Origin of the sequence: Streptosporangium sp. NPDC002721 (assembly GCF_042888905.1) — a bacterium.
In the GTDB taxonomy this organism is placed as follows: Bacteria; Actinomycetota; Actinomycetes; order Streptosporangiales; family Streptosporangiaceae; genus Streptosporangium.
The window spans coordinates 1-18,417 of record NZ_JBIAQI010000027.1 but is presented as its reverse complement, the minus strand read 5'-3'; the positions used below and the strand labels follow the sequence as shown (position 1 = coordinate 18,417).

Annotated in this window: 22 protein-coding genes and 1 pseudogene; 14 read left to right on the top strand and 9 right to left on the bottom strand. The window is 62.8% G+C overall.

The window, feature by feature from the left end; all coding sequences use genetic code 11:
* Positions 1 to 26 precede the first annotated feature (26 nt).
* Positions 27 to 359 (top strand): transposase, encoded by a 333-nt coding sequence (locus ACFYWM_RS33285; protein ID WP_389921981.1) that lies wholly within the window; start codon positions 27 to 29, stop codon positions 357 to 359.
* A gap of 241 nt (positions 360 to 600) precedes the next feature.
* On the opposite strand, the gene ACFYWM_RS33280 is transcribed toward ACFYWM_RS33285, so the two are convergent.
* Positions 601 to 1,113, bottom strand: coding sequence for a DUF4265 domain-containing protein (locus ACFYWM_RS33280; protein ID WP_389921979.1), 513 nt, complete (start codon positions 1,111 to 1,113; stop codon positions 601 to 603).
* Positions 1,114 to 1,234: 121 nt separating this feature from the next.
* Entirely contained in the window at positions 1,235 to 1,741 is a 507-nt protein-coding gene (locus ACFYWM_RS33275; protein ID WP_389921976.1) for a hypothetical protein, read from the bottom strand.
* Between the two features lie 150 nt (positions 1,742 to 1,891).
* Between ACFYWM_RS33275 and ACFYWM_RS33270 the strand changes: the two genes are divergently transcribed.
* Entirely contained in the window at positions 1,892 to 2,110 is a 219-nt protein-coding gene (locus tag ACFYWM_RS33270) for a hypothetical protein (protein ID WP_389921974.1), read from the top strand.
* 233 nt (positions 2,111 to 2,343) lie between these two features.
* Here the strand turns inward: ACFYWM_RS33270 and ACFYWM_RS33265 are convergent, their stop codons facing one another.
* On the bottom strand, positions 2,344 to 2,823 hold the full coding sequence (locus ACFYWM_RS33265) for a hypothetical protein (RefSeq protein ID WP_389921971.1): 480 nt from the start codon (positions 2,821 to 2,823) through the stop codon (positions 2,344 to 2,346).
* 16 nt (positions 2,824 to 2,839) lie between these two features.
* Entirely contained in the window at positions 2,840 to 3,355 is a 516-nt protein-coding gene (locus ACFYWM_RS33260; protein ID WP_389921968.1) for a hypothetical protein, read from the bottom strand.
* 401 nt (positions 3,356 to 3,756) lie between these two features.
* On the opposite strand from ACFYWM_RS33260, the gene ACFYWM_RS33255 reads away from it, so the two are divergent.
* The gene (locus ACFYWM_RS33255; RefSeq protein WP_389921965.1) at positions 3,757 to 4,806 is read left to right on the top strand and encodes a Shedu anti-phage system protein SduA domain-containing protein; all 1,050 of its coding nucleotides are present in this window, start codon (positions 3,757 to 3,759) and stop codon (positions 4,804 to 4,806) included.
* 85 nt (positions 4,807 to 4,891) lie between these two features.
* Here ACFYWM_RS33255 and ACFYWM_RS33250 read toward each other — a convergent pair whose 3' ends face one another.
* The gene (locus ACFYWM_RS33250; RefSeq protein ID WP_389921963.1) at positions 4,892 to 6,025 is read right to left on the bottom strand and encodes a helix-turn-helix domain-containing protein; all 1,134 of its coding nucleotides are present in this window, start codon (positions 6,023 to 6,025) and stop codon (positions 4,892 to 4,894) included.
* 109 nt (positions 6,026 to 6,134) lie between these two features.
* Entirely contained in the window at positions 6,135 to 7,067 is a 933-nt protein-coding gene (locus ACFYWM_RS33245; protein ID WP_389921961.1) for a TIGR02391 family protein, read from the bottom strand.
* A gap of 999 nt (positions 7,068 to 8,066) precedes the next feature.
* Here ACFYWM_RS33245 and ACFYWM_RS33240 point away from each other — a divergent pair.
* Complete coding sequence (locus ACFYWM_RS33240) at positions 8,067 to 8,627, top strand: NUDIX hydrolase (protein WP_362515015.1); 561 nt, start codon at positions 8,067 to 8,069, stop codon at positions 8,625 to 8,627.
* On the opposite strand, the gene ACFYWM_RS33235 is transcribed toward ACFYWM_RS33240, so the two are convergent.
* On the bottom strand, positions 8,608 to 9,825 hold the full coding sequence (locus tag ACFYWM_RS33235) for an XRE family transcriptional regulator (RefSeq protein ID WP_389921958.1): 1,218 nt from the start codon (positions 9,823 to 9,825) through the stop codon (positions 8,608 to 8,610). The two genes, ACFYWM_RS33240 and ACFYWM_RS33235, sit on opposite strands and share 20 nt — an antisense overlap.
* A 120-nt stretch (positions 9,826 to 9,945) precedes the next feature.
* On the opposite strand from ACFYWM_RS33235, the gene ACFYWM_RS33230 reads away from it, so the two are divergent.
* Positions 9,946 to 10,353, top strand: a complete 408-nt coding sequence (locus ACFYWM_RS33230) for a hypothetical protein (RefSeq protein ID WP_389921956.1) — start codon at positions 9,946 to 9,948, stop codon at positions 10,351 to 10,353.
* A gap of 389 nt (positions 10,354 to 10,742) precedes the next feature.
* Positions 10,743 to 11,459: a GntR family transcriptional regulator gene (locus tag ACFYWM_RS33225; RefSeq protein WP_389921954.1), complete on the top strand. Its 717-nt coding sequence runs from the start codon at positions 10,743 to 10,745 to the stop codon at positions 11,457 to 11,459.
* Here the strand turns inward: ACFYWM_RS33225 and ACFYWM_RS33220 are convergent, their stop codons facing one another.
* Positions 11,460 to 11,963, bottom strand: a complete 504-nt coding sequence (locus ACFYWM_RS33220; RefSeq protein WP_389921951.1) for a DUF4265 domain-containing protein — start codon at positions 11,961 to 11,963, stop codon at positions 11,460 to 11,462.
* 196 nt (positions 11,964 to 12,159) lie between these two features.
* Here ACFYWM_RS33220 and ACFYWM_RS33215 point away from each other — a divergent pair, with 196 nt between their 5' ends.
* The 8 genes from ACFYWM_RS33215 (at position 12,160) to ACFYWM_RS33180 (ending at position 17,987) form a co-directional block, all read left to right on the top strand.
* Complete coding sequence (locus tag ACFYWM_RS33215) at positions 12,160 to 12,609, top strand: plasmid replication, integration and excision activator (protein WP_389921949.1); 450 nt, start codon at positions 12,160 to 12,162, stop codon at positions 12,607 to 12,609.
* Positions 12,606 to 12,932: a hypothetical protein gene (locus tag ACFYWM_RS33210; RefSeq protein WP_389921946.1), complete on the top strand. Its 327-nt coding sequence runs from the start codon at positions 12,606 to 12,608 to the stop codon at positions 12,930 to 12,932. The genes ACFYWM_RS33215 and ACFYWM_RS33210 overlap by 4 nt, the downstream gene beginning before the upstream one ends.
* Before the next feature lie 87 nt (positions 12,933 to 13,019).
* A complete protein-coding gene (locus tag ACFYWM_RS33205) occupies positions 13,020 to 14,432 on the top strand; it encodes an FtsK/SpoIIIE domain-containing protein (protein ID WP_389921944.1) in 1,413 nt (470 codons plus the stop codon).
* Positions 14,429 to 14,632 (top strand): hypothetical protein, encoded by a 204-nt coding sequence (locus ACFYWM_RS33200; protein ID WP_389921941.1) that lies wholly within the window; start codon positions 14,429 to 14,431, stop codon positions 14,630 to 14,632. Before ACFYWM_RS33205 ends, ACFYWM_RS33200 begins: the two co-directional genes overlap by 4 nt.
* Positions 14,625 to 14,777 (top strand): hypothetical protein, encoded by a 153-nt coding sequence (locus ACFYWM_RS33195; RefSeq protein ID WP_389921938.1) that lies wholly within the window; start codon positions 14,625 to 14,627, stop codon positions 14,775 to 14,777. The genes ACFYWM_RS33200 and ACFYWM_RS33195 overlap by 8 nt, the downstream gene beginning before the upstream one ends.
* A complete protein-coding gene (locus tag ACFYWM_RS33190; protein ID WP_389921936.1) occupies positions 14,774 to 16,429 on the top strand; it encodes a replication initiator in 1,656 nt (551 codons plus the stop codon). The genes ACFYWM_RS33195 and ACFYWM_RS33190 overlap by 4 nt, the downstream gene beginning before the upstream one ends.
* Positions 16,426 to 16,626 carry a helix-turn-helix transcriptional regulator gene (locus tag ACFYWM_RS33185; RefSeq protein WP_389921933.1) on the top strand — a complete coding sequence of 67 codons (201 nt, stop codon included), beginning with the start codon at positions 16,426 to 16,428 and terminating at the stop codon, positions 16,624 to 16,626. Before ACFYWM_RS33190 ends, ACFYWM_RS33185 begins: the two co-directional genes overlap by 4 nt.
* Complete coding sequence (locus ACFYWM_RS33180) at positions 16,623 to 17,987, top strand: tyrosine-type recombinase/integrase (protein WP_389921930.1); 1,365 nt, start codon at positions 16,623 to 16,625, stop codon at positions 17,985 to 17,987. Before ACFYWM_RS33185 ends, ACFYWM_RS33180 begins: the two co-directional genes overlap by 4 nt.
* Positions 17,988 to 18,054: 67 nt before the next feature.
* On the opposite strand, the pseudogene ACFYWM_RS33175 reads toward ACFYWM_RS33180, so the two are convergent.
* Positions 18,055 to 18,312, bottom strand: a pseudogene (locus tag ACFYWM_RS33175) (GNAT family N-acetyltransferase); the annotation flags it as partial.
* Between the last annotated feature and the right edge of the window lie 105 nt (positions 18,313 to 18,417).

Here is an 18,417-nt window from a genome sequence, read left to right as displayed (position 1 = left end):
TGATCCACTTCTGAAACGATCTACGGGTGAGCCGCAGGGATCTGACCGCCGCACAGTGGGCGGCCCTGGAGCCGTTGCTGCCGGTCGGCGAGAAGCCGGGCAGGCCACCTGGGATCCGGTGGCGCACGCACACCGGTGCCCCGTGGCGGGAGGTGCCCGCCCGTTATGGCGAGTGGGAGACGGTGTACGGGTTGTTCCGACGCTGGCAGCGGGACGGCACCTGGACGCGGATCTTGAAGGACCTACGGGCCGGAGCGGACGCCGAGGGTCTGATCACCTGGGACGTGAGCGTGGATTCCACGATCACCCGCGCGCACCGGCACGCCGCCGGTGCGCGTAAAAGGGGGATCTGCAGGTAGAGCCACCCGGTGGCGTCGCTGTCGAACCCGCCGATCACGGGCTGGGCCGCTCCCGGGGCGTGCTGACCACCAAGCTGCACCTGGCGTCGAGCAGGGCCAGAAGCTGTTGTCGCTGATCATCGCCGCTGGTCAACGTGAAGACTTTCCGCAGTTCCAGCAAGCGCGCCGTCCGGTACGAGGCTACCGTGACCATCGCCGCCATCAACGAGTGGCTGTGATCAACTTACGAAACAGGCCCTAGCTAGGCGTCGCGCCAAGCATCTGTGACGCAGGAAGCCTCGAAGTGCCACCAACCGTCTTCCTCGCCACGTGTCAGTAGCGTCTTTATCCGGCCGAGTTCTGCGCGGGCCGGCACGTTGAAGGCGACCAGCGGCAGTTCCTCGCTGAAGACCTCTCCCCCCAGGCCGAACGGCGCCAACCGTTCGTGCACGGCCTCGGCACTTGCTCCCAGTGGACCACTGGGAGCAGGCAGGACCCGGACGGTGCAGTTTCCCGACGCTTCCACGCGCTCCGTGGCCCAGTGAAGACCGTCGGCATTGGTAAGGAACCGCACGACATCTCCCTCGGCCACCCCCTCCTGCAGGAAGGGGATGTTCTCCACACGTGCGGTGTCCTCGCTGATCCGCGTGGCCCAGATCCCCTCGGTGCTGTAGGGAAGCCAGCCTTCTCGCGGCACGAACCGGAACCAGACCTTGATCCGGTTGTTCTCGGCGCTGTCGTGCTCCGGCGAAGTCATGGAGGCCATGACCGACATGATCGCGCACTTTCCTTGAGCACCGAGCACTGCTAAACCGCCCGAGAGAGTAGGCCGGATGCTCAGCCATGCCCGCGAAAGGCAACTTCATGTGCCGGCCGGCTCTGACCTCGCTCAGCGATCAGGAAGCCCAGAGATGTCGGTGGGTTCGAGCGCCACTGTGGGGCTTGCGAACAGCTGAGGAGGTCGCTATGCGCGGCTGATGATTTGTGGCCACGTCCATACGACTGCCGAGCAGAGGAGGCTGGAAGTCCTCTACGTGCCTGTATGGCTTCCACATGACCAGCAGCGCGAAGGCCAGGAGGAGCGCGAGACTCTGGATCAGCACGATTTCCTTACGGCGATGCTTCCAGGCGACCGCGGCGGTGAGCGCCAGAATCACGACCACGGCTGCCAGCAGCGGGTACGCGACAGTGTTGCGAACCTGCATCTCCGCCAACCACTCCGCATAGGTCGGGTCTCCTCCGGCACAAAAGACGCTGTCCCCATCGCAGAGAACTCCGCGGTACCGGACACGCTCCAAGATCCAATCAACCGCGACAAAAAGCACCCCGTCTCCCAGCAAGACGGCAACAGTGATCATGGCCCGTCTGAACATCGGGCTCGTCTCCACCTGCTGGTCGGTCATTCGTAGATCGTATGAGTTATCTGTCGAGAAGTGCCCTGTTAATCGATTCTCCAGTGGCGTCTGCACACATCGGTACCAATTTCAGCCTGTCACCCGCACCGTGGCTTCCGGGCTGCGCGCCGGTGCCAAGCGGCCCCGGACGGTCGTCGCATGACCACCCCGCCCATCGACACGAGAGCCGAACCCATGAACCAGATCGAACCCGTCAGCCACGGCGCGATGTTGCTTGACGCGCTGTTGGCCGCCCTGACCCGCTACGTGATCCTGCCCACCCCGCAGGCCGCGGATGCGGTGGCGTTGTGGATCGCCGCCAGCCACGCCCAACCCGCCTGGGCACACGCCCCCCGCCTGGTGATCCGCGCCCCGTAGACGCCCGTTGACGACCATGGACAGCCGGACATACGAGAACAGCCCCCGCACCGCGTTTTCGCTGGTGAGAGGGCTGTTTCTGCTGGTGTGGCAGGTGCAGGACTTGAACCTGCGTAGGCTGAGCCGACGGTTTTACAGGACGTGACCGTTGCTTACGCTTCATGGCCACTGACCTGCGATGACGCTTCCTTCCGCAGTGGCGACCACCTTGATCATTGCACGCATATTGCACGTCAAGGCAAACGCTTCCTGAGATCCATCCAGCGTCCGATCTGTGTCCGCGCCGGTCCCGTCGTCAACCGATCGGCGACCAACTCCATGGGCTTGATCAGGTTCTTGCAGGTACGCAGAGCGTGCATCTCATGCCGCGGTCGCGCGGTCCAGTCCGTCGCCCACTCATGTGCCTGCTCCAGGCTCAACGGCAGAGCCTCCAGAACGTCTGCGGCCAGCCGATCCGCACTCCACAACGGATCACCGTTGGGCCCGAGGTCGGCGATGAGCAACGCCCGGAGGTTGAAGCGCCGCGCGTTCACGTCCTGCGTGGGGCAGCCGGACCGTTCGAGCCCGTCGAGTGCGGCGAAGGCGACCCGCGCCCAGATCCGTCGCTCTTCTCCTCGATCGCGCTCCTGCGCGTAGAACAGGTTGGCCTGATACACGCTCAGCCACTGGTTGACACGGTCCTCGGCGAACTCGGCACCACCACCGCTCCCCATGCCGTCATCTCCTGCTCTACTGTCCGGCCTCCGGCAGGGGAGGTGGCGCGTAGTACCCCGGGCCGGCGACCAGGACGTTGTCGAAACAGGTGTAGCGCTCGCGCTCTTCCTCGTCGGCGTCCTGGTCCGGAACGAGGGGGCGTCCCAGGCCGATCGACAATTCCGGGACGGTACAGCTGTAGCCGTCCTCCTCGATCTCGAAGCGCTCCCGCAAGACATCCACCACCCGCTCGGCCGGCACGGAGAACACGTCCATGCCCAGCAAGAGCACCTGAGCCCTGGGCAGGGTGTCGAAATCACGGAAAATCTCCACGGTCTGAACGACTCCGGTGGAACCGCAGTGGACGACGGCGTCGATGCCGGCCTCTCCGCCGCTGATCCTCCAGTCAAGCGGCAGCGCCCCCGGATACGGCGCGTACTTCACGGGCTCACCCCAGGCACGCAACGCCTCCCCGGCTTCCACCCGAGGGGAGCCAAGCAGAACCGGCCCGACCGATCCCAACGGGGTGATCTGAATCACCAACGGCCTCACGTCCAAGCCTCCTCAGGTCACACAACACATAGAGCGATCCTCTCTCGCCGGGGAAGAGGTGGCCACAAGGGTGCACAGCTCCACTAGCGGTTTTCAAGAGGGCTGCGTTCCGAGTGGCGACATGCCTTCCCACCAGGACGAAAGCACCTCATGTGCCTTTGAGCACCAAAGATCATCCCGCACCTATCCCACGAGCACCCTAACTGCTCTGGCCTGTTCAACTCAGTTCGTGGTTACCTGCCCAGACGGCTCTCAAGGTGGTTTCCAGCTACCCGATGGATCGTCTAGTCACCAGAAAGCTCACCGAATCCCTTGTCTCTCTGGCAAGCTAAGGATCTAATTGGAGCACTAATGTGCCCAACCTAGATGGGCTATACATTAATAGATCGAGAGTGATCCATATGGAGAACCCGCCCCGGCTATACAATCATTCAGCCAGCGAATTGGACATACTAGAGACATATGGCAGCTACGAGGCTGCCGCAGAGGCTACCTTCGCCAACATAGTAGACACCGATTCGCCGAGCAGCGATATCTCTGGAGGCGAATTCTACGAGGGCGAAGAGCGGAGAAATTCAGATCGCCCTAAATCAATCCCATGGGAAATATACGAGGAATGGCTATCCAAGGAATGGCATAAACTTCTGCGATCAAGTCCACCCGAGAGTCTTGTTCAAGAATTTCTTGAGCAACACCCCTCACTGCTCCCTGGCGCCGCCGATGATGTCGGACGTGGACATCATGGCTCATGCTGGGATGCCGTCATCACCCAACCTCGCCTTAAAGGACTAGGGAGAGATCGCATTCCAGACTTTATGTGGGTCCGGAGTGATACAGCAACAGTTTATGTGTTATGCATCGAGATTGAGGCTCCAGGAAAACCTTGGTTCACTTCTGGCGGTCAATCTTCCGCAGAGCTAACTCAAGCTCTCGATCAACTCCTCGAATGGAAAGTCTGGTTTTCGAGTGCCGAGAACATGCTGGCATTCCGTCATGCATACATACCGGCCGAACTTGGCTATCGGCGAATCGAGACGCAATTCCTGCTCATATACGGACGTGACTCGGAGTTCCGGCCGGGAACTAGCAGACATGAACGACCGGACTATCTTCGGAGGAAGCGGGACTTCATACCGCGGGACTCAGAGTTCTTTTACACCTTTGATCAGCTACGCCCTGAACGGGATGCGCAGCATTGCTCGACCATATCCGGCATGCAATCCGAATTCACAATGGTCCACATGCCTCCAACCATACAAACAGGAAGGTCAACTAAGACCCTAGCATCAGAGATAGTTGAAATAGGACCCGCCCTAGAATCCATCCCTCTAATTAGCGAAGATCGAAAAAAATACCTAATAGAGCGATGGGGCTATTGGCGCAATCAAGCTCTAAGAGGCGAGTCTACGAGCTCCGGGTTCGTTTGGGCTGGAGGGTTCTTCTCTGAGTAGGGAAGGCTGGTGAACTCCAGCCCTGTTCAGCTATCACCCACTCACAGGCGACCGTGAGATTTATATCGGATGATTTTTATTAGTCTCACAGTAGACGCCCTTTAGTCATCATTGCATGTATCTCCGCAATATCAGTTGGGATACTGTCTTCACCCCGCCTGCGAACGATGCCTATAAATGCTCCTTCGACTTTACCCTCTACGATTGCACCTTTCACCAGGAAAGGCTTGAGATGCTCAGGCTGGGGGGGTACATCGACAACAACGATGTACCCATCACCGTGTTTGTCCTGATACGGGAAATTTGCGACACGCAGGCCATCTATTCTCGGATAGACAACTTTGTCTAGAATTTTTCTACGCTGATCTTCTGGAATAACCTTTGCAATAGGGTGAATTTTTCCAATCTTTGCGCCTTTGCCGTCTTTCTTCTCACCTACACCTAGAACGAGCAGGCCGCCTTCTTCTGAGTTGGCAAACCTTGCTACATCCTGCCCAAATTCAATTTCTCCCCTCGAACCACTCATATAGTCTCTACTCTTTACATCTATCCACAGGCTCTCATATTGGTGCAGCTTAGCCAAATTCCCTGTAATTAGAGCCGCGATCGTAAGTTCTGCATCTAGATGCCTTAGTTCGAGTCGCCGTGTGGCAGAGAAAAAATCTTTGCCATGCTGCCAGAGCTGCTTGATAGTCAACCCTCGCAATGAGGGCGCGTCCAGTTCGGCAACCCATGCATCGTCAAGCAACTCGTCGCGGCCGAGCGCTGTCAATCTCATCCCTCGACGCTCCGCCCACGACTTCAAGGTCACCAAGAAATCGCGATTCGTTAGACCGTCTGGACAAATAACTTGGCCCAATAGGACATGTATTTGAATACTTCCATTCCGCATCAGGCGAATGCGAACGGGGTCTCTTGGCACAAATTCGCAGTCTGGATCCCAACTATCTTCTGGCCAATCTGTAAAGACTATCGTTTCAAGGGCTGGATACAGAATTTTTTTCGCTGCATCCCATCCTCGCTTTACCGGAGAGGTGCTGCGATCGCAGCCTTCGGGTTCGATTAATGCTCGATGCAGTCGGAGAAGCTCCGATCGAAGAGAAGAAGCTGACGCTTCGGCAATGACTGGAAAGTATGCCAGGAAGTTAGTTTTCCCCTCACGAGGGACACTGCCAACATTTCCGACCTTAAGTCGAGAAATCTTTCTTTGATATCTCACTCGTTCAGGCATATAGAAGCCCGCCTAACTAGAATATGAATTCCGCTCCCTTGGCTGTACAACCAAGGGGTCGGTATGATTCCTGTGCTTAGCCAGTGAACCAGGCTGGCTACGAAAAATTGGTGGAGACTGGGTGCACTCTATCGAGAGCTCGATGTATGGAACTAGCTACCGACAACCATTCGATTACTTCATCGAGCATAAAGTTCGGGTCGGCTGGCTTGTGTGCTCGTGGGTTACGTGCGGCCCGAAAGAGCGCCATCCCTAGATGCATGTAGCCATCCTGCTCGCTTATTTCTGACTTGGTGATGCCTGCGTTAAGAGCGATTATCCTCTTCTTTCCCAGGGTCTCTGCCACAAGGGAGGCTCCATCATCGTCAAGGCCGCTCAGTTGACGCAGGCGGGCTCCAACGCTCTTGCAAGCTTCTTCTACAGCATCGTCACCATGACCGCTCTTGAGACGCGCTAGAGCATTAGCTTTGATCGCAGGATGGAGATGCGAAAGACGCCCTTCAATGTCCCCCTGCATGAATGAAGCACCAGGAGTTCGCGGGTATGAGATAGCTTGAAGGATAAACTCCTGCAGCTTGCGAACTAGGTCTTCACAAGCTCGCTTTGAGGGTCCGGCGGCGTATACCCACGACGTTGATTTAGGACTTTTGGCCAAAGTTATCGCGAGATATATACCATCATCGTCGTCCGGGTCTTCCGCTTCCGATCGAGCTATATCGACCTTCGCTACATCTCGATGGTCATCACCCAAGCCGATTTTCGCATCGATTAACGACCCGTAGCGGCCATAGAGATTCCGTGGGCCTTCAACGGTTATTTGTATTTCCGAACTTGGCCAATGGCTAGTGACCCTCTCAACCTCTTTAATGATTTCCTGAATTAGTGACCAGTTTTGGTTATGCCCGTGAGGAAGAAGTGCGCTGGCGGTGTAATCTGATCTTGCCATAATATTCTTCACTACTCCAAGAGTTACTGTCAGAAATTTGATTCCTGAAGGGCTATTGTTGCAGTACTTCGGATGACTTGTCATGGTATTGAGGGATCACAAGGTGTTCATGCGCCCTGGCGACATACGCCCTGGCTCGCTAGGGACCGTAACCACATTGTTCGGTGAGCCGTGCTGAGGAACGAAGCGCGGATCGTCGATCGCCCCCGGCCATCTATGGCGGCCAGCCCTGCTGTGGCGATCGTAAGGGCTGTATCTGTGCGGCGGCGCGGCAACCCGGTCAGAGCGTTCGGTTCGTGCGGCGGGACCGGTGTACGGCGCCCGGCCCGGTATCCCGCCGCCGTCCGGGACCGGCCCCCAGGCCGCACGCCCGGACGGCGGGCGGGCGGAGGGCCGGAGGTACGGCGGCGCGCCGCGCCGCCGCTTGATACCTCACAAGAACAATTCGGCAACTCGACGACGTGCGGTCGAGCACCTGACTCACCAGCGCCGGCAACAGGGTCCTGACTCGACTGCCCATAGACGCGGGTCGACAGGGTTGCCTATATGAAGACATGGCCAAACAACCCCACCTCAGTGACAAGGCGTCGGCTTCACGGCTTCAGTCAGCCGCCGACCGTAGTGGCGACCCAGATCTGAAGGCAGCTTCTCAACGCATGCAGTCGGTCGCTGATAAACGAGCGCACCATCAGCGCCAGCAACGCAGCCGGTGATCCCTGGTCAACGCCAAAGAGGTTCGTGTCGACAAGGCCCTCTTAGCCTGATTGTCGGGTTTCTATCGTTTTTTCTGCTTCTTCTGCCAGGCCCACGGAGCGGGCCTGCTTCCTTGTGGTGCTTCAGGGTGAACGAACTCCTCGCCCCTGGTGTCCAAGCCACATGAGAGACAAGACCCGGCCCCTTCGTTGCCGGGCACCAAATCATCCGAACTGCAGGACGCACACACGATCTCCGTCATGCCTCCCAATAGAGGCACCCTCGTCGGATCTTGTCCATACGAAGCATCCAGCTTCACAGAGCAACGTGGACGATCTCTGTCCGCTTCTACCCGTGTACGACAGGGGTCTTGGCCGGTAACTTCGCTGTGTGGCTACCAACGAAGAGCGGTCGCGGTGGATCGTGCACGGGGAACGGCTCATCTATGACAACCGGTGGATCCGGCTGGGGCTCGTTGACGTGGCGATCCCGGACGGGGAACGGTTCGAGCACCACGCGGTGCATCTGGATCGGGCGGCGATCGCCGTGGTGGTCGACGAGCAGAACAGAGTACTGATGATGTGGCGGCACCGGTTCCTATTCGACCGATGGGGCTGGGAGTTGCCCGGCGGCCTGGTCGACGCCGGCGAGGACGCGATCACGACGGCTGCTCGTGAGGTGGAAGAGGAGACGGGGTATCGGCCTAAGGAGATCGAGCCTTTGATCACCTACCAGCCGATGGCGGGCATGGTCGACTCTGAGCACAGCCTGTTCCTGGTGCGGGGTGCTGATCTGGTCGGGAGTCCGACCGGGGAGATCGAGGCGGATCTCATCGAGTGGGTGCCGATGGCGGAGATCCCGGCGATGATCGCCCGCGGTGACATCTGGACGTCGGGGACGTTGATCGGTCTGTTCGCGGCGCGGGATCGGCTCAGCGCAACGAGCGGCTGACGGCTCGGGCGAGTTCCTCGACGCGTCGGCGTTGCCGGCTGGATCCGGTCATGGTCGCGAGGTGCTGGGCGCGTTGGATGTGGGGTTGGGCGGCGTCAGGCTCTCCGCGGGCGAGAAGGGCGTGACCCAGGTCGCAGCGGACGCCGGATTCGGCGCGGTTGTAGGTGCCGTCCATCCCGGCCAGCGCTGAGCGCAAATCTTCGACGGTTCCCGGATCGCCGAAGCGCACCAGGCAACTCCCCCGCCAGCGGGCCAGGTGGTGGGCGTTGACTGACAGGTAAGGCATGTCGGGGTCGGCGTCACCCTCGGGTAGAAGTGCGGCGGCCTGTTCCAAAGCGGTGCGGCAGGTCGTCTCGTCGCCGAGAATCGCGGCGCCTTCGGCTTCGGCCGCGGACATCCAGGTGCGTAGTCGGGCGGGGATGCGGTCGCGGTAGGTGGCGTGGATGTACTGGAGGAGTTCGGTGCCTTCGGCTGGGCGGCCGAGTTCCATCAGGACGTATGCCTGCTCACCGGAGACGTAGGCGATGAGGGCGGGATCGTCGGCTTCGCGGGCGGCGGCTTTGGCATGCTCGTAGTGGTTCCAGGCGTCGTTGAGCGCTCCGGTGTGAATCGCCTGCCATCCGGCCAGTGAAGCGGTCTCGGCCAGGACGTGGGCGAGTTGGGCGCGGATGCCGGGGCGTACGGCGTGGCGGTGGGCGTGTTCAACGTGGGAGATCTGGGCGCGCATCTTGTCGGCGATGGCGATGCCGCCGAGTCGGCGGTCCATGAGGCGCAGGTTGTTGGTGTCGGTGGTGAGGATCATGACCATGGTGGGGTCGATGGCGGCGGCTGCTTCGATCCGGGCGGTCAGTTCCTCGCTCTGCTCCTGGTGGTGGTCGCCGTAGTTCCCAGTTGGGGATGCGGTGTCGAGGGGGGCCAGGCCGAAGAGCATGCGGGCGTGGTCGGGCAGGCCGAGGCCGGTGGCGATGCGCTCGTAGACGTCCAGTTCGGTGATGTGGGACTGGTTGTGGCTGATCCGGCTGACGCGTCCCTGGGACAGGCCGGTTGCCGCACCGATGTCCACTTGGCTGGCGCCTGCGTACTTCGCGGCGAGTTTGAAAAGTCCTGCTACGTCGCGATTTTTGAGGATTTCTCTGCTGTCTTCGCGGTCCCATACTTCTGCTGAGATCTTGATCGGTTCGAAAGCGCTCCCGTGCATTCCGCCCTCCGGCTGTCGGTTCCCGAGGTGGTGCGTCGCTACATGTCGAGACCCTATATGCCTTGGTGGAATATACGCGTGGGATAGGGCTGAGAAGTTCTTCCATCGATCCTTTCCGGTATGACAACACCGGTTAAGTGCGATGAATGCGATGGGCGCGGCTGGAAGATCGTCACGCGGCGGGGACATGTCGCGACCTCGTTTCTGGGAGGTGCGGTTTCCTCGCAGGAGGACTGCCTGTACTGCGACGGCCCCGAGCCCATTGTCGAGATGTTCGAGTGGGAGGTCTTCACCTCCGAGGGCGTCGACCGGCTCGGGCCGTGCGGCACCAGCTCGGGGCAGGCGACCTCGATGGACGAGCTGCGCAAGGCGCTGCGCAGGATGGATCCGCAACCGGCGCTGTGGGGGCGGATCACACGGCGGGTCTATGACTTCGGCATGGCGCCGGGTGACTGGTCACGCCAGGTGATCTTTCACGCCACCGTGGACCTGGCTGGTTCGGTGCGTTTCGAGCGGCGGGAATCGTGAGCGAGGAGTTTTCTCGACGGGGAGCGTCATGTCTGTCCGAGCATCTCGTTCCGGCCGCTCCGGGTTGCATGCCTTTGGCCTGGCATAGGTCGCGGCGTTTCGGGCGGGTTCGGGTGGTGGCCTGGACCTGTCATGAGCATCGGGTGACGTTTTACGAATTGTGCGATGCGGGCGGGTTGTCGTTCATTCGTAAGACGGTTCAGGACAAAGGAAAGGTGACCGTGTTTCACAGTGACGCGTGGTCGCCTGCTCAGGCGCGGGTGGTGTGGATCAGAGTTCTGGCAGGGTTGGCCCGATAGCTGTTTCCTACTGTCGCGGGTCCTGACAGGACTGCTCTTAGCCGGTACTGTACTTGTGCAGACAAGTGGAAGAGTGATCGGGCGGTTAAGATGAGCAAGGACTTCGCTCCTCCGAAGTACGCCCAGGTGATGGGCACGATTCAGGAGCGCATCGAGGCAGGGCAATACGCGGCTGGTGACATGCTGCCCTCGGAGACGCAGCTCGTCAGAGAGTTCGGCGTAGGTCGCACGACGGTGGTTCGGGCGCTTCAGACGCTGGCCATGCAAGGCTGGATCGAGCGTGAGCACGGCCGCGGTTCGTTCGTGAAGGGCCGCCCTGAGAGTGCCGTCGATCGCATTCGGCCGGGGCTGGCGGTGGCCGAGCAGGCCGAGAACGGTGACATGGTCACCGACGTCGCCCGTGTTCCGGCTCCTCGCCACATCGCCCGCCTTCTCGGTGTTGAAGACAAGACCCCAGTTATCTCGCGTCGACGAGTGGCCAAACAGGGTAGTCGGCTGTCTGCGGTGGAAACCCTGTGGTTCCCGTTGGAGATTGCATTGGGCACCGACGTCGACAAGCCCGAACCGCTCGCGCGCGGGGTGCGCCATCACCTCCAGGCGGTAAAGCATCTGCGCTTCGATCACGTCACCGAGCGGCTGACCGCGCGCAACCCCACCAAGGAAGAGGCCGAGCTGCTCGGCTCTTCAAAGCCCGTCATGGGTGTACTGGCCAGCGTGCATGATGCTGCCGGGGCCGTGCTACTGGTGATGAGCGTGGCGCTCCCCGGTGACCTTCACGAACTCCAGGACGTCTACCCGGTGAGCTAGTTAGGCGTCGTGCCAGGTATCTGTGACGCAGGAAGCCTCGAAGTGCCACCAACCGTCTTCCTCGCCACGCGTCAGCAGCGCCTTTATCCGGCTGAGTTCTGCGGCAGCCGGCACGTTGAAGGCAACCAGCGGCAGCTCCTTACTGAAGACCTCTCCCGTCAGGCCGAACGGTGCCAACCGCTTGTGCACGGCCTCGGCGCTTGCCCCAAGTGGACCGCTGGGAACGGGCAGGACCCGAACGGTGCAGTTTCCCGACGCCTCCACGCGATCCGTGGACCAGTGGAGACCATCGGCATTGGTAAGAAACCGCACGACATCTCCCTCGGCCACCCCCTCCTGCAGGAAGGGGACGTTCTCCAGGCGCGCGGTGTCCTCGCTGATCCGCGTGGCCCAGAGCCCCTCGGTGTCGTAGGGAAGCCAACCTTCTCGCGGCACGAACCGGAACCAGACCTTGATCCGGTTGTTCTCGGCGGTGTTGTGCTCCGGCGAAGTCATGGAGGCCATGACCGAATGATCGCGCATTCTCCTTGAGCACCGAGCACCGTTAGGACGCCCGAGGGGCAGGCCAGCACGCCTGGCCATCCTCTTTCCGCCGATCTACTCATTCACTTGTGCGGACGAGTTGCTGTAGGCTACTCTCAACTCAATCGGACAAGTGGACGACCGAACATGGATCGTCCAAGTGAAAGGAACACCCGACATGGCCATCCAAGGCCCCATCCCCGTCCACTTCGGACAGGTCTTCCCGCACGGCTGCTTCATCGTCGGCGAGGTCGAGCAGGTCAAGGACTTCGACGCCTCGTCCAAGGGCCGCACCGTCTACGCCAAGGACAAGAACACCGGAGAGCTGGTCTGGCAGGTCGCGGTCATGGACGCCGACCCCACCGTGAAGGCCGGCCAGAAGACGGTCTCGGTCAAGATTCTCTCCCCCACCCAGCCGACCGTTCCGGCCGCGCTGCCGGGCCTGCCGTTCGTGCCGGTGGAGTTCGACGGCATGACCGCCACCGCCTACGTCAACCAGAACACCGGACGCCTGGCCTGGTCCATCCGGGCAACCACGATGCGTCCTTCCCGCACCGCTGCGGCTCCCACTCGGCAGAGTGCTCCGGCGCCGGTCAAGGAGACAGCCGGTAAGGACGTGGCGGCGTGAGCGAGCACAAGCCCTACACCTACGTCACCGCGTCGATTCACGAGGGCGTCACCCGATTCGATGTCTCGTTCTGCACCTCGGAGATGTCGGCCAAGGCGTTCGGGGGCGACGGTGAGCGACCGTTCCTGACCCTGTCCAGCACCGAGGCACACATGACGGTCACCACCACGGGCGGCGGGCCGGTCACCGAGCAGGACGTGACCCTCGCGCGGGAGATCTTCACCGCTTCCGCGCGCTACCTGGCCGACTGCGAGCGCCGCCACCTCGACCAGTCGACCGGTCTCACCGACAAGACCACCCCGCCCGACGAAGTCGCGGCCTGACACGTAAGCGGGGCCGCCAGAAGCGCCAACTTCCGGCGGCCCCTCGGTTCTCCCTCTCACGCGAATTCAAGGAAGGCCCCCAGCCTAATGTTCAAGAAACTGCCCGGCGACGAGGCACAGAACCTCGTCTCCACTACCCCCGATACCGCCGTCGTCTTCCGCCCGGCCGTTCTTCGCACCCCAGCGATCGTCACCATTGTGATCTTCGCATGGCGATTGCTGGCCGGTGCCCTGCGGCTGCTGTGGCGCCACCCCATCGCCTCGGCCGTCGTGCTCACCCCCGGAGTGGTCACCTACGCCTGTGGCTGGCGTTGGGGTCTTGGCCTCGTCACCGTGACCCCTCTCAGCCTCACCGCCTGGTTCTTCCTCGCTCGTCCCTCGTTCCTTCGCCTGCTGGGCTGGCGTCTGTTGGCCTGGTGGCGGCTGGTGTGGGTCTACCGGCGGCACTGGCAACCGGTAATGATCATCTCCGGGCTCGGACGACACTTACGCGGCCGGGACTACCTGCCTCGCGTCGTCCGCGTCACCTGCACCTCGTGGGCCGACGTGGTCACGGTGCGGATGCTCACCGGACAGGCGGTCAAGGACTGGGCCGACCGCACCGAGCACCTCGCCCACGGGTTCGGTGCCCGCTCCTGCCGGGTCTCCATCGCGCGCTCGGGTCGGTTGCTGCTCGTCTTCCCTCGCCGTGATCCCCTCGCCACTCCGCTCCCGGCCATACCGGTCCCGGATGAGGCATCGGTAGGGCCGGTGGAGGTCGGCAAGTGTGAGGACGGCAATCCCTGGCTCCTGAAGGTCCACGGGACTCACGTCCTGGTCGCCGGAGCCACCGGGGCGGGCAAGGGCTCGGTCATCTGGTCGGCGATCCGCGGCCTACTACCCGCCACGCATGCGGGCCTGGCACAGGTCTGGGCGCTGGATCCCAAACGGATGGAGCTGTCCTACGGGCGCGACCTGTTCGGCGAACGCTACGCCGCAAGCCCGGCCGACTGCGCCGATCTCCTCGAAGCAGCGGTGAAGATCATGCAGGAACGGGCCGACCGCTACGCCGGACTCCAGCGCTCCCACACCCCCACCGTCGATGACCCGTTCGTCCTGGTGGTGGTCGACGAAGTGGCGTTCCTGACCGCCTACCAATCCGACAAGGGCCTCAAGCTCCGCATCTCCGCCGCCCTGGCCACCCTCACCACCCAGGGGCGCGCGGTCGGCTTCGGTGTCCTGGCCGCTCTCCAGGACCCGCGCAAAGAGGTCATGAACATCCGCAACCTGTTCCCCGACAAGATCGCCCTCCGCCTCGACGAGTCCGAACAGGTCGACATGGTCCTCGGCGACGGCGCACGCGACAGGGGAGCGCTGGCCGATCACATCTCCCCGATCCCCCAGCAGGGCGCCGGTATCGGCTACGTCCGGCTGGAGACCTCACCCGATCCGATCCGGGTCCGCGCCGCCTACGTCTCCGACAGCGACATCCGCGCGATGGCCATGGAGGTGACCGCGTGAGAGTCAGCTTCTACGGCACCGACGAGGAGATCAGCCGCCTCTGCGAGCGCCCCATCCTCGCCGCTCTGGGACCGCGCCACGCTCAGCCCGTCCTGGCCTTCGAGCTGTTCAACATCCGCGTCACCGCCGACCCGTACCAGACCATGTTCCGACTGGTGGCCGACCTGTCCGAAGTTCAGGAGAGGGGCGAGCGTGACTGAGCTGGCCTACATCCTCGACGGCCTGCGCTGCGCGGCCTGCCACGCGGTCAACACGCTGTGGCTGGACCTGATTCGCGGCCTGGTCGAGTGCCGCGAATGCGGACAGGGCGCACTCCTCGACCACGAGCAGGAGGCGGACGCGTGAGCAACCCCAACGACCGCAGCATGGCGCGCGCCGAGCGTCAAAGGATGCCGCTCGCGCTGGATGTGGCGGTGGAGATCGCCAAGCACAACGGGGTGTGCATTCGGCCGGTGGTCCTGCGTCGGCTGGACACGCGCACCGGGCTCACCGAGGACGTCAACGTGCCCTGCGGGTCCACCATGGACACCAAGTGCTCGTCGTGCGCCCGGCGCAACCGCTACCTGCGGATGGCCCAGTGCCGGGAGGGCTGGCACCTGGAGGCCGAACCTTCGATCACCCCGGATGAGCCCAACGAGGAACAGCTCTGGCTGGTGGAGTTCCGCGCGGACATGCAGGCCCAGCGCGATGCCGCGGAAAAGGCCGGCGACGACACCACCGACCTGGACGCGATCCTCGCCGGGCTGGATGCCGAGATCACCGCGGCCGGGATGCGCGGCACTCTGCTCGGCCGTACCACCGCCAAGCGCAACCGCTCGACCCGGCGACGCCAGGACGCCCCCGACCTGCCCAGGAAAGTTCGACAGAACACCACCCTGGGACGGACGTTCACCAGTTCTGACGGGATGGTCTACCGGCCGTCGCTGTTCGTCACGCTCACGCTTCCCTCCTACGGCAAGGTGCGCAACGGCGTGCCCGTCGATCCGGACGGCTACGACTACCGGCGGGCGGTCCGGGACGCGCTGCACTTCTCCAAGCTCGTCGACCGCTTCGTGCAGAACCTGCGCCGGGTTGCGGGCTATGACCTGCAGTACTTCTCTTCGGTCGAACCACAGAAGCGACTCGCGCCGCACCTGCACATGGCCATCCGGGGCACCATGCCGCGCGCCGAGGTCAAAGCGATCGCGGCGGCCACCTACCACCAGGTGTGGTGGCCCTCGGTCGACGAGATGCGCTTCGAGGGCGATCACCTGCCGGTGTGGGCCGAGCGTCCCGCGCGGGAAGACGGCACTCCCTACCTGGACGGACAGGACGGCGACTACCTCGATCCGGTCACCGGGGAAGTGCTGCCCACCTGGCGCGAAGCACTCGACCGGCTCGACGCCGACGAGGAGGCCGAACCGCTGCACGTGGTCCGCTTCGGTGACCAGGTCGACGTTCAGGGCGTCCTCGGTGGCACTCCGGATGCCGACCAGTGCATCCGCTACCTGAGCAAATACCTGACCAAGAGCCTCGGCGATACCCTCGACGCCGACAACCCGGCCCAACGTGACCACGCGGCCCGCATGGTCGAGGCGCTCCGCTACGAACCCTGCTCCCCGGCCTGCCCGAACTGGCTGCGCTACGGAGTCCAGCCCAAGAGTCCCAAGGCGGGCATGACGCCGGGCCGGTGCCGAAGCAAGGCACACAAGCCCGAGCACCTCGGCTACGCGGGCCGTCGCGTTCTGGTCTCGCGCAAGTGGTCCAACAAGACCCTGTCCGAGCACAAGCGCGACCGGCGCACCTGGGTCATGGAAGCGCTCGGCCTGGCCGACGAGCCCGTCGACCCGCACCGCTACGTCTGGAAGCCCGTCCCGGCCGGCGACGGCGACATCCCCTCCCTGGCCCTGCGACTGCTGCGCATGGTCGCCGAACGCCAGCGCTGGCGAGCAACCTTGCTGACCCTGCAAGCGGAAGCGACCGGACGAGATCTTTCGGCAACGAGGGAGGCGGCATGAAGAAGAAGAAGGACGACGACGAGCTCATGACCGTTCCGGAGATCCTCGACAAACTCGGCGGGGTCTCTGTCCGGACCCTTTACCGCTGGCGCGAGATCGGCAAGTTCCCCCGCGGCCTGCGACTCCCCAACGACGAGATCCGCCTCCACCGCAGCGAGTTCGAGGCGTGGCTCGAAACCCTCCGGGAGGCGGCGTGAACACCTCGTACGACGTCAAGTTCTTCGAGATCAGCCGGAACAAGTCGAGCAAGACGCCTTCGTACGTAGTGCGCTGGGCGGTCGCCCGGAAGCGCTCCTCGAAGACCTATCGCACCAAGGCACTCGCCGAGAGCTTCCTGTCGGACCTGCGGCAGGCGGCCAAGCAGGGCGAGGCGTTCGACATCGAGAGCGGTCTCCCTCTGTCGATGATCAAGGCCAAGGAAGCCCGGACCGTCCTTGAATTCGTCGTAGCCTTCATCCAGATGAAGTGGCCCCACGCGGCTGCCAAGAGCCGGGACAGCATGTCAGACGCGCTCGCCACGGTCCTCCCTTCGCTGACCAAGGACCGTCCTGGCCGTCCCGATGCCGAGATCATGCGGACGGCTCTCCGGAAACACCTCCTCCTCCCGGAGAGCAAGAGGGCCGAGATTTCCCCGGGGATGGCACAGGCGGCCCGCTGGCTTCAGTCTGCGTCGCTCGACCTGACCGCCCTGAACGACGCCAAGACGGTACGGCTAGCACTCGACGCGCTCGCCCTCCGCCTCGATGGCAAGGCGGCGGCTCCGAACACGATCGCCCGTAAGCGAGCCGTCTTCCATGCCGTACTGGAGTACGCGGTGGAGTTGGAGGAGCTGGACGCCAACCCGCTGCACAAGGTCACGTGGAAGCCGCCTAAGGTCACCGAGACTGTTGATCCCCGTGTGGCGGTCAACCCCCGGCAGGCTCAAGAGCTGCTCACGATGGTGACCTACGTGGGCGGGCGTGGTCGTGGCCGACGGCTTATGGCACTGTTCGCCTGCATGTACTACGCGGCGCTACGCCCGGCTGAGGCGGTCGGCCTGCGACTCCAGGACTGCCACCTTCCACTCAAAGGCTGGGGGCGGCTGACGGTCGACATCTCCCGGCCCGAGGTCAACACGCACTGGACGGACAGCGGAAACGCCCATGAGGAACGAGGGCTCAAGCACCGGGGCCGGGCCGACGTGCGTCCGGTGCCGATCCCGCCGGAGCTGGTCGCGATTCTTCGTCGGCACATCGAGGAGTACGGGACCGGCGCGGACGGGCGGATCTTCCGTAGCGAGCGTGGCGGCGTGATCGCGTCGACGGCCTATACCAAGGTATGGCAGGAGGCTCGGAAGCTGGCTTTCACCCCGGCTCAGGTGGCCTCTCCCCTGGCCCGCAGACCGTACGACCTGAGGCACGCGGCGGTCTCTCTCTGGCTCAACGCAGGTGTCTCGGCTCCCGATGTGGCGGAGCGGGCCGGGCACAGCGTGGACGTCCTGTTGCGGGTCTACGCCAAGTGCCTCGACGGCCACAAGGATCTGGCGAACAAGCGGATCGGTGACGCGCTCACCGCATGACATGCCTGCGCACGACCAGGACCTCGGAGACTCTCCGGGGTCCTTCTGCGTTTCGGGAAACCGGTTCTCAGCGCTGTGCCAGCCTGGCAGCCCGAACGGCAGCGGGAACCTCCTGGAGGTAGAGCCGGAATCCTTCCGCTTCGGGCTCGAAGCCCAGCGAGGTGTAGAGGCGGTGGGCGCCATCGACGGCATGGCGCTTGTGGGACAGGAGCTGGACCTTGTTGCACCCCGCGGATCGAGCGTCACTGAGAAGTCGCCGCATGATCGCGGTGGCCACGCCCGTACGGCGATGACCGGCGGCGACCACGACCGCTTCGACGAACGCGGTAGGGGCACGGGGCTTCCCCCATAAACGTGGACACCGATTTCAGGCGGCAGACTTCAGGCTATCTATCGTCTTCTCGTAGTCGATCGGGCTGAGCTGGCCGAG

What these genes read in the sequence shown, in the direction of transcription:
- ACFYWM_RS33245 (WP_389921961.1), bottom strand. Translation starts at nt 7,067, where the DNA reads ATGACAAGTCATCCGAAGTACTGCAACAATAGCCCTTCAGGAATCAAA.
- ACFYWM_RS33255 (WP_389921965.1), top strand. Translation starts at nt 3,757, where the DNA reads ATGGAGAACCCGCCCCGGCTATACAATCATTCAGCCAGCGAATTGGAC.
- ACFYWM_RS33220 (WP_389921951.1), bottom strand. Translation starts at nt 11,963, where the DNA reads ATGGCCTCCATGACTTCGCCGGAGCACAACACCGCCGAGAACAACCGG.
- ACFYWM_RS33230 (WP_389921956.1), top strand. Translation starts at nt 9,946, where the DNA reads ATGACAACACCGGTTAAGTGCGATGAATGCGATGGGCGCGGCTGGAAG.
- ACFYWM_RS33275 (WP_389921976.1), bottom strand. Translation starts at nt 1,741, where the DNA reads ATGACCGACCAGCAGGTGGAGACGAGCCCGATGTTCAGACGGGCCATG.
- ACFYWM_RS33235 (WP_389921958.1), bottom strand. Translation starts at nt 9,825, where the DNA reads ATGCACGGGAGCGCTTTCGAACCGATCAAGATCTCAGCAGAAGTATGG.
- ACFYWM_RS33265 (WP_389921971.1), bottom strand. Translation starts at nt 2,823, where the DNA reads ATGGGGAGCGGTGGTGGTGCCGAGTTCGCCGAGGACCGTGTCAACCAG.
- ACFYWM_RS33280 (WP_389921979.1), bottom strand. Translation starts at nt 1,113, where the DNA reads ATGTCGGTCATGGCCTCCATGACTTCGCCGGAGCACGACAGCGCCGAG.
- ACFYWM_RS33270 (WP_389921974.1), top strand. Translation starts at nt 1,892, where the DNA reads ATGACCACCCCGCCCATCGACACGAGAGCCGAACCCATGAACCAGATC.
- ACFYWM_RS33215 (WP_389921949.1), top strand. Translation starts at nt 12,160, where the DNA reads ATGGCCATCCAAGGCCCCATCCCCGTCCACTTCGGACAGGTCTTCCCG.
- ACFYWM_RS33185 (WP_389921933.1), top strand. Translation starts at nt 16,426, where the DNA reads ATGAAGAAGAAGAAGGACGACGACGAGCTCATGACCGTTCCGGAGATC.
- ACFYWM_RS33205 (WP_389921944.1), top strand. Translation starts at nt 13,020, where the DNA reads ATGTTCAAGAAACTGCCCGGCGACGAGGCACAGAACCTCGTCTCCACT.
- ACFYWM_RS33225 (WP_389921954.1), top strand. Translation starts at nt 10,743, where the DNA reads ATGAGCAAGGACTTCGCTCCTCCGAAGTACGCCCAGGTGATGGGCACG.